This is a genomic window from Psychrobacter faecalis (genome assembly GCF_016107575.1).
GTDB classification, from domain to species: domain Bacteria; phylum Pseudomonadota; class Gammaproteobacteria; order Pseudomonadales; family Moraxellaceae; genus Psychrobacter; species Psychrobacter faecalis.
In genome coordinates this window covers 24,351-39,569 of the sequence record NZ_JABAST010000018.1, presented here as the reverse complement: position 1 = coordinate 39,569, position 15,219 = coordinate 24,351, and the positions used below count along the sequence as shown (strand labels likewise).

General features: G+C 44.3%; 10 protein-coding genes. 4 read left to right on the top strand and 6 right to left on the bottom strand.

The features are described from left to right. Positions 1–74: 74 nt before the first annotated feature. Complete coding sequence (locus JFC07_RS07355; RefSeq protein WP_068406397.1) at positions 75–410, bottom strand: c-type cytochrome; 336 nt, start codon at positions 408–410, stop codon at positions 75–77. 396 nt (positions 411–806) lie between these two features. Here JFC07_RS07355 and yihA point away from each other — a divergent pair, with 396 nt between their 5' ends. Then, complete coding sequence (yihA, locus tag JFC07_RS07350; protein WP_225211681.1) at positions 807–1,547, top strand: ribosome biogenesis GTP-binding protein YihA/YsxC; 741 nt, start codon at positions 807–809, stop codon at positions 1,545–1,547. A 330-nt stretch (positions 1,548–1,877) separates the two neighbouring features. Here the strand turns inward: yihA and JFC07_RS07345 are convergent, their stop codons facing one another. Both JFC07_RS07345 and JFC07_RS07340 read right to left on the bottom strand, forming a co-directional pair. Continuing rightward, positions 1,878–2,588 carry an HAD-IA family hydrolase gene (locus JFC07_RS07345; RefSeq protein WP_198328759.1) on the bottom strand — a complete coding sequence of 237 codons (711 nt, stop codon included), beginning with the start codon at positions 2,586–2,588 and terminating at the stop codon, positions 1,878–1,880. Between the two features lie 167 nt (positions 2,589–2,755). Then, a complete protein-coding gene (locus JFC07_RS07340) occupies positions 2,756–3,781 on the bottom strand; it encodes an RluA family pseudouridine synthase (protein ID WP_227678303.1) in 1,026 nt (341 codons plus the stop codon). 1,250 nt (positions 3,782–5,031) lie between these two features. Here JFC07_RS07340 and JFC07_RS07335 point away from each other — a divergent pair. After that, complete coding sequence (locus tag JFC07_RS07335; protein ID WP_198328758.1) at positions 5,032–9,276, top strand: Rne/Rng family ribonuclease; 4,245 nt, start codon at positions 5,032–5,034, stop codon at positions 9,274–9,276. Between the two features lie 128 nt (positions 9,277–9,404). On the opposite strand, the gene JFC07_RS07330 is transcribed toward JFC07_RS07335, so the two are convergent. The 3 genes from JFC07_RS07330 to JFC07_RS07320 form a co-directional block, all read right to left on the bottom strand. Further along, positions 9,405–10,328, bottom strand: a complete 924-nt coding sequence (locus JFC07_RS07330) for a DUF808 domain-containing protein (RefSeq protein ID WP_198328757.1) — start codon at positions 10,326–10,328, stop codon at positions 9,405–9,407. A 76-nt stretch (positions 10,329–10,404) separates the two neighbouring features. Continuing rightward, positions 10,405–11,166 carry an IS5 family transposase gene (locus JFC07_RS07325; protein WP_198328756.1) on the bottom strand — a complete coding sequence of 254 codons (762 nt, stop codon included), beginning with the start codon at positions 11,164–11,166 and terminating at the stop codon, positions 10,405–10,407. A gap of 155 nt (positions 11,167–11,321) precedes the next feature. After that, positions 11,322–12,398 (bottom strand): RNA-guided endonuclease InsQ/TnpB family protein, encoded by a 1,077-nt coding sequence (locus JFC07_RS07320; RefSeq protein ID WP_198328755.1) that lies wholly within the window; start codon positions 12,396–12,398, stop codon positions 11,322–11,324. A gap of 355 nt (positions 12,399–12,753) precedes the next feature. Here JFC07_RS07320 and JFC07_RS07315 point away from each other — a divergent pair, with 355 nt between their 5' ends. Both JFC07_RS07315 and JFC07_RS07310 read left to right on the top strand, forming a co-directional pair. Further along, positions 12,754–13,611 (top strand): DsbC family protein, encoded by an 858-nt coding sequence (locus JFC07_RS07315; RefSeq protein WP_144297399.1) that lies wholly within the window; start codon positions 12,754–12,756, stop codon positions 13,609–13,611. A 223-nt stretch (positions 13,612–13,834) separates the two neighbouring features. Then, the gene (locus JFC07_RS07310) at positions 13,835–15,196 is read left to right on the top strand and encodes a homoserine dehydrogenase (RefSeq protein ID WP_198328754.1); all 1,362 of its coding nucleotides are present in this window, start codon (positions 13,835–13,837) and stop codon (positions 15,194–15,196) included. Positions 15,197–15,219 lie beyond the last annotated feature (23 nt).

The window sequence follows — 15,219 nt, the reverse complement described above, 5'->3', positions numbered from 1 at the left end:
CCTCGTATCATTTATCATTACATTTATTTAGCCATACAAAACTACTTACTGCTTGGCTATTTATTATTCATTTACTACTTGCTCATATACTCGATAAGCTTACGGTAATCGTCATCGCTACAGTCTTGGCATAAGCCGCCCGCTGGCATTTGAATCATGCCATTTTTGACAGACTTAACCAGCGCTGGCATACCTTTTTGTTTGATAAGCTGTTGCCATTTGGCACTATCGCCTTTTTTAATCGCATTAAGTGCGCCACTATCGTGACAGGCGGCACATGAGTTATTATAGGATGTTGCAATATCGGCGGCGCCTGCACTACTGATCGTCGCCATACCAATGATTAAAGCAGCACTACTGGCAGCTAAGAAACGATAGCTTTTGGCAAAAATGTCGGTGATTGAAAACATAAGACACCTCGTATCTTTTTCGTTTGCTTAATCCATGATTTTATTAAGCGTTTATTGTGCAATTGTCATTCACTTTATCTGACTAAATATTGTAACAATATATGTCATATTAATATATATAAATATGGTTTAGCTTTGTTAACAATGTTTATTGGAATAAAAATCGGGGCTCAAACACGATTTTATTTACGGTTATGTTGTCATTAATATGAGGGTAATTGCCTTTATTTCAATAACTAAGCGCTATAATAGTATAGAATAGGCGTTATCCTAAAATGCTCATGTTATTAACGGCCTACTTTTGCCGCTCACCTATTTTTGGCTTTGCTTACTGCCCTATTTTATTCACAAACTTTTCACTACTGTATCTAATTTTTTAAGATTAATGAGTCATTTATGAGTACCCCGTTTAAAGATGTCGCCGCCGAACATGCGGATTTTAATACCAAAGCCCGTCAGCGCATTCAGCAAACTGAATTTATGACGTCCGCGCCGACTTTTCGTCTTTGTCCGCCCGATGTAGGGCTCGAAGTCGCTTTTGCTGGTCGCTCGAACGCGGGAAAGTCGTCCGCTATCAACGCCCTAACCAATCAACGTCAACTGGCGCGCTCGTCTAAAACGCCTGGGCGGACGCAAATGATTAACTTCTTTAGTATCGGCGATACCTATACGCGTTTGGTTGACTTGCCGGGCTATGGTTATGCGGCCGTGCCCCTTGAGATGAAAAAAGAATGGCAAGTTGAGCTTGAAGAATATCTGGTATCGCGTTCAAGCCTAGCAGGTTTGGTACTGATGACCGATATCCGTCATCCGCTTAAATTCTTTGATGAGCAAATGCTGCATTGGGCAAAAGATGGCGAGCTGCCGGTGCATATTTTGCTCACCAAAGCCGATAAGCTTAAATATGGCGCGTCTAAAACTGCGCTGCTTAATACCCGTAAAAGACTTAAGCAGTTGGGTTTAGACTGCACGATACAGTTGTTTTCCGCATTAAGAAAAGAAGGTCTTGATGAGCTGGCAGGCGTCATGGGTAATTGGTATCAATATCAGGCCAAGGAGGATAAAAATGCTGAAGCGTCTGTTATTGAAAACCAAGAAAATAGAATAGAAACTAACGACCAAAGCGCTGATAAGTAAAAAAGTGCTAAATAGACTACTCAGTTTATTCAGTAGAAATCTCAAAAGGGTTTATCGTTGATAACGATAAACCCTTTTTTATGGAAATTTACTTTTCAATAATTCTATTTACTAGGGCGTGTCCTCATTTTAAAAATGGTGATAAAAATGAGATAAATTGCCGTCAAACGAGGAAAATAGCGCAAATAATATCGAGATATTAGTCAGCTATTTGACGATGTTTGATAAAATTTAGCCATTTTTAGCCCATTTAGATACAAGCGCTTGAATTGAGGACACGCCCTAGGTTTAAATGACGTTTTATTTACATACATAATTTACACGCACGATTTATGCACATAATAATGCCACTAATTCTTGCGGGGTATCCACTTGATAAGTTGGCTGCTCGGCAGCAAGCTCGCTGCTTGACGCTGTGCCATAATTGACCGCAATACTGGTCATGCCTAAACGATTGGCCATTTGAATATCGTAAATACTGTCACCGATAAATACTGCCTGCGAGATTGGCTGGTTGGTGTAATCTAAAATATCGCGCAGCATTTGCGGATCAGGTTTGGAGCCGGATTCATCAGCACAGCGCGTGATGGTAAAATAGTGATGGCTAGCAGAAGCCTCTAATACTCGATCTAACCCCTTTCTTTTTTTGCCGGTAGCGACCGCAAGCTGCTTATCTTGCTGCTTTAACGTCAGGAGCATATTTTCAATAGGCGTAAAAAACGGCGTACGATGGCTGTTCGGAATATAGTATTCTGCATAGCTTTGCTGAATGGCGAGCTTTTGCGTATCGCTTGCTTGCGGATATAAAATCTCAATGCCGTACATTAAGCTCAGCCCGATAATGTCTTTGACGGCCTGATCGGTAGTCCTAAAGCCATGCGCCTCGCCCGCTATATGCATAGACTCAACGATTAGGCCAATCGAATCCATCAAGGTGCCATCCCAATCAAAAATGATCAGCTTTTTACCCGCTAAATGATGCTCGGCTGCTAACTCAGAAATATTGGTTGGCGCTGTTTTACTAGCGATAGATGCTGTCATGGTCTAACCCTTTAAAAATAACAAATGGCAAATATGAAAACGTCACAGGTACTTATTTGGCGAATGTATGCGCAAATAAGCAACTGTGACGATTGTGTTAAATAGTCATTTAAAAACTGCATTGACTATCAGTCTTTAAACAGCCTTTAAAAAGAAATTTTTAAAACTTATTCAGGCAGCTGAATATCTGCTGGTAACCAATCCATCATCTCATCTGGTAATGGCGCGGTAATGGCTTCATAGCCAGGAATATCTAAACGCCACGCATGTAAACACAAACGATGCACGCCCGATTTGTCATGCACATTGTATTTATCGTCACCTAATATAGCATGGCCGATATGCGCCAAATGTACGCGAATTTGATGGGTGCGACCGGTCAAAGGTTTTGCTTCAAGCAGGCTCACTGGCTGTTCATTTAAGGTAAAGCGACCATGCACAATGATATCTGTCTGGCTTTCTTTCGCCTGTGGGTCTTGCGCATCTACTTTTACGCGGCGCTCACCGCTAGCCAACGTATAGCGCAGTAATGGCGCGTCGATACGCTGCTCATTGAGCGCAGGTTGACCTTTTGCTAGGCAAAGATAATGCTTTTGAATGGTTCTATCGACAAGATGCTGCTGGAGCACTTTCAACGCTGAGCGCTTTTTAGAAATCATCAGCAGACCTGAAGTATCTTTATCGATACGATGAATCAGCTCGAGATACTTTTTACCTGTCACTTCGCGCATGGCCTCGATAACGCCAAAATCTAAACCACTACCGCCATGCACAGCAATACCAGCAGGCTTATTAAGTACGATTAGACCCTCATCTTCGTAGACTACCCGCGCCAATAAGCTATTGGCAAATTCAGCGCTGATAATCGGTTTGTCACGAGTCGCGAGCTGTACAGGCGCAATACGCACCACGTCTTCACGCTGCAATCTGTCATGCGCTTTACAGCGTTTATTATTAACGCGCACTTCATCTGAGCGAATCATCTTGTAGATGTGGGATTTTGGCAGACCCTTTAGGCGATTAAGCAAAAAGTTATCCAAACGTTGGTCGTGCTGATGGCGCGTGACTTCAAGGTAATTGACCTTTTCAAAGTTACTGATTTCGTCATCGGCACTTTGCGGGCGCGTTTTACTATTAAAGATAGCGGGCGCTTCGTGGATAGGCTGTTCGGTTGGCATTTTTGAGTTTGTCATTTTTAGTTAGGTATTTACACAAAGATTTGCTATAGTTTAGCATGTTGAGCGCCAATTAAGCAGAGGCTGCGACAATAATTCCTTGTTGTTACAGACAATATTGCGCCGTTGCTACTACTGGTTAGTCAGGCGATGGCCGTTATAAAGGTTGCCAAACTTGTGCGTTTCATCTGATTTTAAGGGTGTTATATCCCTTGATATACCCTATAATGCCCCATAAATTGTAAGAACAACGCTGATAATTATCTATATATAGGATGTATCAGTACCCAAAATTTTTAGTACAACGTTTTTTAGTAATATAGTTTTTTATCAAGACAAAACACGCTGATATTAAACGACATCGCTTTGATAAATTGGCTAACAACCATTTTATCGCGCGATAACAACATAACATTTACTCACTACCGCCTAACCACGACTTATTTTGATAATTATTTATCACGCATAACTAATTATCAGCCAGTCCTTTAGCGCACAGTTGAGCAAGTTTGGGTCGCTTAAAGCCAGAATCGAGCATCATTGATTGATTATCGATAGCTGCCTGAGTATTGGTGGTCAAACAGAGCACGCGAAGTAGGATAGACAAGAGACACCGCGCCGATAAGCCGGTCATTTATTCTGTTTGCCAAGTACGCCCCGCTGATGATTAGAGCAGCGCCACCTAGCTTTGAGTTACCCCAGATATTTTTGACGTGATAGCCAAAAGAACGATAAATAAAGAATGACCAATTGCTTTACCTAAAAGGATAACCGCTGCACGGTACTGTTTTATGCACTAGCACTTACCGATAAAACAGTTCTTTATTAACAGCGCTATGATTGCTAGACCTTGATTGATTAATTGTGACAACACGATGCTTTTTTGGTAATTGTGACCTCTTAAATCTCAGTCCTTATCCATCGCCGCCCTTACAAGGTGTGCGGATTAAACTTGGATAAATGACTGTCAAAAAGACCACAAACCCGCACGTGCCTTAATCGTTAGACCAAGCCTACTCATAATATGATATAGATAGTAGCTTTACACCCTACCTTATCTATACGAACGTTACCGACATTAGCAGGATAAATGGCTAATACATTTTAGGTTAACAGCAGTGACGAAAAGCTCATGTGCTTGCCGATATTTCTGCTTTACGTTCTCCCGCTCATTAACATCTACTCAGGTTAATTTACCCTTAACCGCACTTGCTCCCTTGCCCGAAAGCCTGCCCCGTCGTTGTTATGCGTACTCATAGGATTCAAACATGAAACGCATTTTAATCAACGCTACTCAAAACGAAGAAATTCGCGTTGCCCTTTGTAAAGGTAATCATCTTTACGATTTCGATTTAGAAAACCGTACCCGCGAGCAAAAAAAATCCAACATTTATAAAGGTCACGTCACCCGTGTCGAGCCATCGCTTGAAGCGGTATTTGTCGAATATGGCTCACAGCGCCAAGGCTTTTTGCCGATTCGTGAAATCTCTGCTGAATATCTAAGCGGCAATCCACGCGATGAAAACATCAAAAAACTAATCAAAGAGGGTGACGAGCTGATCGTCCAAGTCGAAAAAGAAGAGCGCGGCAATAAAGGTGCAGCTTTATCAACGTATGTATCTTTGGCAGGGCGTTATTTGGTATTGATGCCAAATAACCCTCGTGGCGGCGGTATTTCGCGTCAAATCTCGGGCAAATTGCGCGAAGATATGAAGCGCATGCTTGGTAATCTTGATTTGCCAAAAGGCATGAGCGTCATCATTCGTACTGCTGGTATTGGCAAGACCCAAGAAGATTTGCAACACGATTTAAATCACTTGCTTAATATCTGGCAAGCCATCCAAGAACAAAATCAAAAATATCCGTCACCGCGTTTGGTGCACCAAGAAGCAGGCGTCGTCACCCGTGCCGTGCGTGATTATCTACGCGATGATATTAGCGAGATTTGGATTGATAACGAAAACGCTTATATCGAAGCGGCCGGTTTTATCGATGCCGTGATGCCAAAACAAGCAGAAAAATTGCGTAAATATACCGATTATGAGCCGATGTTTTCGCGCTTTAATATCGAAAAGCAGATTGAAACAGCTTATCAGCGTGAAGTTCGCTTGCCATCAGGTGGCTCAATCGTTATTGACCAAACGGAAGCCTTAGTATCTATCGATATCAACTCAGCAAAATCAACCAAAGGCTCAGATGTTGCTGAAACTGCCTATCATACCAACCTAGAAGCTGCCGATGAGATTGCACGCCAGTTACGTCTGCGTGATATGGGCGGTTTGATTGTCATTGATTTCATCGATATGAATGACAATAAGCATCAAAAAGAAGTGGAAAAACGTCTGGTTGACGCGACCAAATACGACCGCGCGCGTGTACAGTTTGGTGATATTTCTAAATTTGGTTTGATGGAAATGAGCCGTCAGCGCCTGCGCCCATCGCTAGAAGAGTCGACCGGCTATATTTGCCCGCGTTGCCATGGCAATGGCATGATTCGTGATTTGCGCTCGCTATCATTGTCGATTATGCGTCAGATTGAACAAATCGCCTTAAAAGAACGTCAAGGCGAAGTACAGGCCGAAGTGCCAACCGATATCGCGGCTTTCTTATTAAACGAAAAGCGCGATAGCTTGGTTTATTTGGAGCAAGACAGCGGTACGCGTATCACGATTTTACCGCACGCGCATTTAGAATCGCCAAACTTTAAGCTACATTTTAATCGTGATGGCTTTGCGCCATCGAGCTATGAGCGTATCACCGATACCCAGCAGCAAGAGCATAGCGATTTAGGTTATAACGTCGACTGGCAGACCGCTGATTCAGTGCGCCCTGAGCAGCAGCCAACGCGCCAGCCTCGTCAAGTAGCTGATAATGGTAGCAATAAAAACAGTCAAGCGACTCCTCGAGCCAGTAGTCAGCAGCAAAACACGACCAGTCATAGTAATGACCATCGTAGCAATGCCAATACTAACGCTAGCAATGCAACAACACGTGCGCCCCAACCCCAAACTCAGTCACAAAACACCCCAACTGTTGCGACTACCGCGGCGCCAGTAGCTTCACAAAACAATAACGCGACTGCTGCCCAACCGCAAGCAGTCGCTTGGTTATCCAACCTATTTGCCCAAGCGCCGCAAGCATCGACGACGCCTAAGGTCAGTAGTCGTGATGCTGCCAAAGCCATTGAAGCACTGGTAAACACGGGCGCTCAAAGCCTTGGCTCATTTGGACAAATCGATAACAGCGCCCTAGACGCCAACACTCAAGCCGCAGCAGCGCCGCAAACGGCAAGCAATCAGCAGAACACTGAGCAACAGCCGAACACTAATCGTCAGCAAGCCGCTAATAGTAATACTGATGATAACAACGACGCTGAAGACAGAAGAAGACGTAAATCGCGTAAATCAAGACCTTCTAAAACGCGTCAAAGAAAAGAGCAGTCAGATGAGTCCAATGGTAATGCTGCTAGCAACAACGTAGACGACAGCCGCTCAACCGGCACTGACGACAAGCAGGCTGATAGCCAAGATAAACGTCAGCATGATAATCGACGCACCAACGACCGTAATCGTAACAACCGCCAAGACAGCGGTCGTAATGGACATGACAATAGCAATACCGAGCACAATGACGCTGCTAGGAAAGACGCTAATACAATAGATGAGCAAACGCGTGCCAAGCGTAAATCAAACAGTCAGCGCTCCTCACGCGGCAAAATTGAGCGCGGTGAGACGTTAAGTGCGAATAACGAGCATAGCAATAAAGAAACTAGTAACGGTAATGACAAAAGCCAATCAAGCGCGCGCCGCAACCAAGACCCTAATGAAGTGGTATTACAGGTCAATGAAGCGTCTACAGAGCTCAAGTCGCCAGAAGTTGTGCACTTGTCTTTAGATGATAGTAAATCTGTAGCAGCCACTCGCCAAGCGCCTGAAAAGCAAAGCGCTGAGAAAGCTATCAATGAAGCTGATAAGCAGAAAGCAAGTCAGGAAGACAGCACTGCGAAAAATGCAGATAAGCAGGAAGCCGTTGAGCAAATTACTGATAGTCAAGCTGCTAAAAACCGCCGTGACTCGGTTGATAGTAGTCAAAAAACCAGTACGCAAACTGTGACTGCCGACGCTGCTAAAAGTGACAATCCTGCAAGTGGCGATGCAGTGATACCTGCAGCAAAAACGGATGAAACCAAGCTAAGCTCTACTGATGATAAAGTGCAAAAGTCTGACGCTAACTCTGTAGACGAGCGTAATGTCGAGGCTACACAACCAGCAGCAGAAAAATCATCAATGTCTAAAAGTCGTGATGCTGTCGAAACTAGCGGCAAAGATGACGATGTAGCACCTACTGAGAAAGCGCAGAAAACTGGTTCTAATGTTGATTTTAATACGGATGATACTGACAGTAGCAATCAAGCAGCGTTTGAACTTGACCATCAAGCTTTATTTGCCAAGCGTTATGTAACGGCTGAAAAGTTCGGTCAAGCCAGCAATGATCCACGCGTGGTTCGTCGTCAGCATGCTCAAGCCTCGACAACCACAGCATCGGATAACCAATCGCCTGTGGTAAATGAGCAACGCGCTGTGAACGCTCCAGCTATCCGCGGCACGGTTGGCGAGTTTATCCGCGCAACCTTGCCAGAGGCGCCAGCGCGTTTAGCCGCTGAAGGCGTGATTAATTGCTTTAATGCGGCTATCGCTTTGCACCTAGAGCAAGCTAACGCTGTTAACGAAAAAGTAGATAGTAACAACGAGTCTAAAGTCGAGACTGGCGAAGCTGCCAAGCAAGATTTTGACTTTAGTAACTATGGCTACGAGCCTTTAGCAGCGGATTATCTCGCAAGCTTTGAGGCGATGACGCAAGCCGTCAGTCAGTTTGCTGCGGCGCAAGGTAAAACAGCCGTTGAGCCCCGCCCTATTAGCAAGCGGGCGAGCAACGATCCACGTGGTCAGCATCCTGACTATCAGGAGCCAGCTGCAACCACAGTCGCCGAAGCGCCTAAAAATGGCTCTCTAGCAGCTGACAGCGACGTTGACGTTGACGCTCAGAATGTAGATGCGACTGCACTGGCCAATCAAGCTCAGACAGACGATGTCAGCGCTGATAGTGAAGAACTGCTAAAAGTAGAGCAAGCACTAGAAGCAGAGAACGCTGAGCAACCTGAGGTTAATGCTGTAGAAGCGGACAAAGTTCAGACAGTAGATACTGAAGCTAAAGATGCTGATGGTGACTCTGATGTTGTGCAAAACGAAAACGAGCAAGCGTCTGAGTCAACTGAACAGCTATCTGAGCAAGCGACAAAAGAGGAAATTCAGGCGGCGAAGTCAAAAACGACCATCGCCAGTTATAAAAACATGATCGAAAATGTGGCTGAGCAATTACTACCACAAAAAGGCATGTTTAATTTAACCACGCCAAAAGTCCCAAAAGCGCGGACGCGTAAGCCGAAAGCGGAGCATAAAAAGCCGACGCAAGCGGAAAAATCAGAGAATGACGATTCTGATAGCGAAAGCTAATAGCTATCATTAATACTCTTTTATAAAATATCAAAGCCCCAAAGTTGTTAGCAACTTTGGGGCTTTTTCATTAATAGAGCTTTATATCAATGCCAAGCTTTGATAAACAGAACTTTTGAGCAACAAGATCAATGGGCAGTAGGCTCGTCTTTATGACGTATCTTATTGATAACCGTAAATAGCGCAACGATAGCAGCGCCAATAATAAAACCGATAACGCCATTTAATAAGGCAGTGGTAAAGCTTTCAAACACGCCTGTCAAATGCGCAATATCTTCAACCTCATGATGCAAAAAGTTAATACCGTGCACCAAAATACCGCCACCGACTAAAAACATCGCCAAAGTCCCAGCGATAGATAAAAACTTCATTAATTTAGGCGCTGCCGTAAATAAAACCTTACCGACTTTTTGAGTAAAATCACCGTCTTTCTCCATCATATGCAAGCCTAAGTCATCAATTTTAACGATGCCCGCGACCAAACCATAAATACCAACAGTAATACCGATGGCTAAAATAGAGAGCACCAAACTACGCTGCAACAACGTAGCAGTTGCCGTCGCACCTAGCGCAATCACAATAATTTCTGCCGATAAAATAAAATCAGTACGCACCGCCCCTTTGATTTTTTCTTTTTCAAAGGCGACCAAATCAACGTTTTGATCTGCGTTGGCTTGCCGACGGGCATTTTGCTCTTCATCATCTGGCAAGGCATGCGGCCAAAAGCGATGAATCACTTTTTCAGCGCCTTCATAAACCAAAAACAGGCCACCACACATCAGTAAAAAGGTGATTAAAGGCGGATAAATGGCGCTAATAAGTATAGCTGCTGGCACCAAAATAAGCTTATTAATAAACGAGCCTTTGGCGACCGCCCAAACGACTGGCAGTTCACGATTTGCTGTGACGCCGGTGACCTGCTCGGCATTCAACGCCAAATCATCACCCAATACCCCCGCGGTTTTTTTGGCGGCGACCTTCGTCATGACCGAAACGTCATCGAGTATCACACTGATATCATCAAGTAGGGTTAATAAACTGGCACCAGCCATAGGGTCTCCTTAGAAAGTTAGAAAGAAATTAGAAAGAAAATTTATTTTAATGGATAATTTAGGGTGTGTATAGAATTCAAATGAGTGGCAACCAGATAAAGACACAAGCAAGCATTACCGCTGCTGCATAGCTATCTTTGAGCTTATCATATCGCGTGGCAATGCCCCTAAAATGTTTCAACCTAGCAAAAGCGTTTTCTACCAAGTGACGGCAACGATACAAATACCAGTCTAGTGTGTCATTGTTGCTATTTTTAGAGTTCGACTTAACGGGTATGACTGACTCAGCACAGTGCTTGAAGATACACTCTCTAATATCACTACTATCGTAGCCCCTGTCTGCAATCACCGCTTTAGTCTGGTTATTAATCGTGCTATCTATCAACGTCTTTGCCATCTTAGCGTCATGTACTTGCCCACCTGTCAGCTCAACATGTATAGGGTTACCACAAGCATCGACCACTAAGTGCAGATTGCTGCTATTACCTGCAACACTTTTACCAATGGCCTCATCAAGATGACTGGCTGCATCTGAACTATGCTGATGAGCTTTGACCACGCTACCGTCTATGAATAACCATTCACTATCATAGTTTGCTGTGATTATTTTCATGAGCTTTTGCCATTTACCGGTTTTACGCCAATAACGGTATTGATGATATATGCGAGACCAATGACCGAAATAAGAAGGTAAGTCTCGCCATGGACAGCCTACTCTTATGCGGTACAGCATGCCTTCAACGGTACGTCTTAGATTGGGCTTGTTATATACGTTAATTTGTCGCAATATAATAAATAGCTTGTGCCAAAGTTCATCGTTGAGCTTGGTGCGAGTCATAAGTGATGCCTTATTTCTTTGTTGTGGTAAACAGTAGAGTAAGGCGTTGCTTATGTTTTTCAATGGTTCCTCAATTCTATACAGCCCCTAATGTTTATGACAGTAGCCTACCTAGACTTGACTTCCTCCCCGACCTAAAGGAACGGGGATTCCTACTAAAGACGGCCAAGCCCGACCGCGAGAATGTTTTTTGCTCCATTAACGTCACGTTGATGGGTCGTTTTACAAGAACGACAAAACCATTTTCTTATACCAAGACCTTCTCTACCTTTCGGACTGTCTTGGCGAGAGCCGCAACACGAGCAGGTTTGGGTGGTGTACGCTTCATTTACTTCGATATAGTGGCAACCTGCGTTCGCGCATTTGTAGTCCAGTTGTCGCTTTATCTCAAACCAACCCGCATCATAGACGGATTTGGCGAGTTTGCTTGAAGTAAATGATTTTGACTTGATTTTACCAACTACGATTAGGCTGTTGGCTTTAACAAGCTTTGATGTAAATTTATGAATCAAGTCTAATCTAGTATTTTTAATCTTGGCGTGAATGGCCTTAACTCGTTTTTTGTTTTTGGCTCTTTGAGCAATGGCCAGTTTTTCTGCGTATTGAGTCGTCAGCTTAGTAGTTAGAACCTTGCCATCACTACTGACTGCGGCATCTTTACAGCCCAAATCAATACCGACTTGACCGTCACCACAGGCTGTTTCTGAAAACTCTTTAACAGTGATACAGGCGTACCAGTGGCCGCGAGAATCTTGTACCAACTCGCACGTATTGATGCTGTAGAGCGAGAGGTTATAGCTGTCCCACACATCAATAATCAGCTTTTGACCCTTAGCCAAACTGAATTGTAGAGTTGTTTTTAGAGATTTTTTGCCACTTTGTTTAGTGCTTAGATGCTTGATAGCAGTTTTTTTAAAAGGAATCCAGCCCAAACTTCTTTTCTTGGCTTTAGGATTGTTTGTGCGCCAGTTTAGTTTGGCTTTTTTAAACTGTTTACGGCTTTTGGCGTGAACCTCACTAATCGCTTGCAAGGTTTGGCTGTGCAGGTTCAGGTACTCACCAGCGCCTTTGGTGTAAGCGGCCAAGTCGTAGGCTGAAAAGAATTTGCCTGTGCGCTTAAGATGTTTAAAACTTAGCTCATTAACGTAATTCCAGACAAAGTTGACCGCACCAGCTAAGATATTTAGCTGAGTGGCATGTTTGTCTTTGATGCGTAGCTTGAGCGTCTTCATGGGTTTAGTATGATCCCAATGCGTTTGGTTAACAAGGTTCTTTTAATCTTAGGTGACAACGGCTGACGCCTGATATCCACGCCCTAGAAGGATGTGGTTTTACGGCGCTGGATGATAAATTTGGCGATGCCAATAAAACATCAACAAATAGCCTTTGGTGGTTATTTCTAAAAATATGTTAATATAACCAGTATTGCTACTTATCTTTTATTATCAATAAATTGCCCCTCGTCCTTGAAATATATCGCTCTGATAACAAAATCTAGTGGATACGGGATAAGCGTTCATACACTATCTATGTCCCTGTTTTTATATCTATATCTTGCTTAGGCACCACCGCCTAAAGGAAATACCTATGTTTTTACCTTCTTTCTCTAAAGCCACTTCTGCTCGCGCTCTATTTTCTCGCAAACCTTTATCGAGGATGATGATGGGCGCGTTGCTGGTCGTGGTTGCAGCAGGCTGCTCGAATAATGCGGCAGATGCGACCAGCAATACAGGTATCGTCAATAGCGCTAATGCCAAAGTCAGCACCGCACAAGTCGCCGATAATGATGCAGCAGTGGTCAAAGCCTTACAAACAAATCTAAAAGCCTCAGGGATTGAAGAAGAAATCATTTCAGCCGTACCAACGGATATGGACGATATTTACTGGGTAACGGCATCGGGCTTACCATCGTTTTTTACCGATAAATCTGGCAAACATATTATCCAAGGACAAATCATCGCAGTTGGGCAAGAGGCGCCAGTTGATATCAGTGGCGCTTTGGTTGCCAAAGCCGCGCAAGACGCTCTAAAAACGGTCGATAAAAAAGACATGGTTATTTATCCAGCAAAAGGCGCCACTAAATCAGTTGTTTATGCCTTTACTGATGCCGACTGCCCTTACTGCACCAAGCTTCATGAAGAAATGAGCGATATCAATGCACGCGGTATTGAAGTGCGTTATTTGGCATGGCCACGCAGCGAAGGCAGTATCCCAAAAATGGAAGCTATTTGGTGTAGCGAAGATCGCAAGGCGGCGATGGACCAGGCAAAAATGGGCGCTAATGTCCAAGCGCCTAGCTGTAATAACCCAGTAAAAGAGCAAATCGAGCTTGGAATGTCGTTAGGAGTACGCGGCACGCCTGCTATCTTTACCGAGTCTGGCCAACAAATCGGCGGCTATCTACCCGCGGCGCAATTGGCGCAAACAGCGATCGATGCCAGCTAGTCCTCTCCCCTCATATTGTTGACTTTACCGACAGTGAGATTGGGTAGACGCCACAAGCGCTTATCGGTATGATACGATGAAGCGCTAGGTAAAATTAGCGGTGTATTTTTATACTTTTCTTCTTTATATCAGCCTCATTTATAAGCACTTTTATATAAGTCTTTTTATGTAAGCGCTGTCATAGAAGCATTTTTATCCAACTCTATAATCTCTTGAGGATACTGTGAGCAAATCCATCAAACTAGCGATACTTGGTCTGGGCACCGTCGGAACGGGCGTGATCAATCTAATCAATGACAATTTAGATGAGTTAAAACGCCGTAGCGGACGCGACATTGTGATTACCGAAGTCGGTACCCGTCGTCAGCGCGATGATATCGACGCTACCATCGTACAAAATAGTGACTTGATGGCAACCGCTGCCAGTGACAATGTCGATATTGTCATCGAAGTGATTGGCGGTACGACCTTGGCTAAAGATGTGATTATGCATGCCATTAAACACGGCAAACATGTGGTCACTGCCAATAAAGCCTTGCTCGCCGAACACGGCAATGAGATTTTCGCCTTTGCCGAAGCCCATAATGTACACGTTGCTTATGAAGCGGCGGTGGCAGGTGGTATTCCAATTATCAAAGTCATGCGTGAAGGCCTTGCTGCCAATAAGATTGAGTGGTTAGCTGGTATTATCAATGGCACTGGCAACTTTATCATGACTGAAATGCGTGATAAAGGTCGCCCGTTCGCCGATGTTTTAAGCGAAGCACAAGCACTTGGTTACGCCGAAGCCGATCCAACCTTTGATGTCGAAGGCATTGATGCGGCGCATAAGCTTGCGCTCCTCGCCTCTATCGCCTTTGGGATTCCGCTACAGTTTGACAAAGTTTACTGCGAAGGTATCACCGGTATTACCTTGCAAGACGTCAACTACGCCGAAGAGCTTGGTTACCGTATCAAACATCTAGGCTTTGCGGTACGCCGCGAAGACAACGGTTCAGGTGATGGCCAAGGAAATAACGGCGCGGCTGGTATCGAGCTGCGTGTTCATCCAACCCTCATTCCACAGAACGCCCTACTTGCCAACGTTAATGGCGTAAAAAATGCGGTATTAGTCAACTCGCACCCACTTGGTCAGACGCTATATTGCGGTGATGGCGCTGGTGCTGGAGCAACGGCTTCTGCAGTCATGGCGGATGTCATGGATTTGGTTCGCGTTCTTGGTAGTAAAGATAACAACAATGAAAGCACGAACGGACACCATGTGCCGCATCTAGCGTTTATCCCAGAGCAATTATCAGACACACCCATCTTGCGTGCTGAGCAAATGATTACCGGTTATTATCTGCGCGTGCATGCGCATGACAATCCGGGCGTTTTAGCGGATATTACCCGTATTTTGAGTGACGCGGGTATCAATATCGATGCCATTTTACAAAAACCTGCGCATAAGCTTGGTCAAGTACCAGTGATTATTTTGACGCTGCCTGTGATTGAAAGTCAGATGAATCTGGCGATTGAAAAAATCGAGAAGCTCGATACCATTACAGATAAAGTCGTCCGTATTCGCTTAGATGAGTTGGCGTAATTTATCCAGCGATTCATCTATAA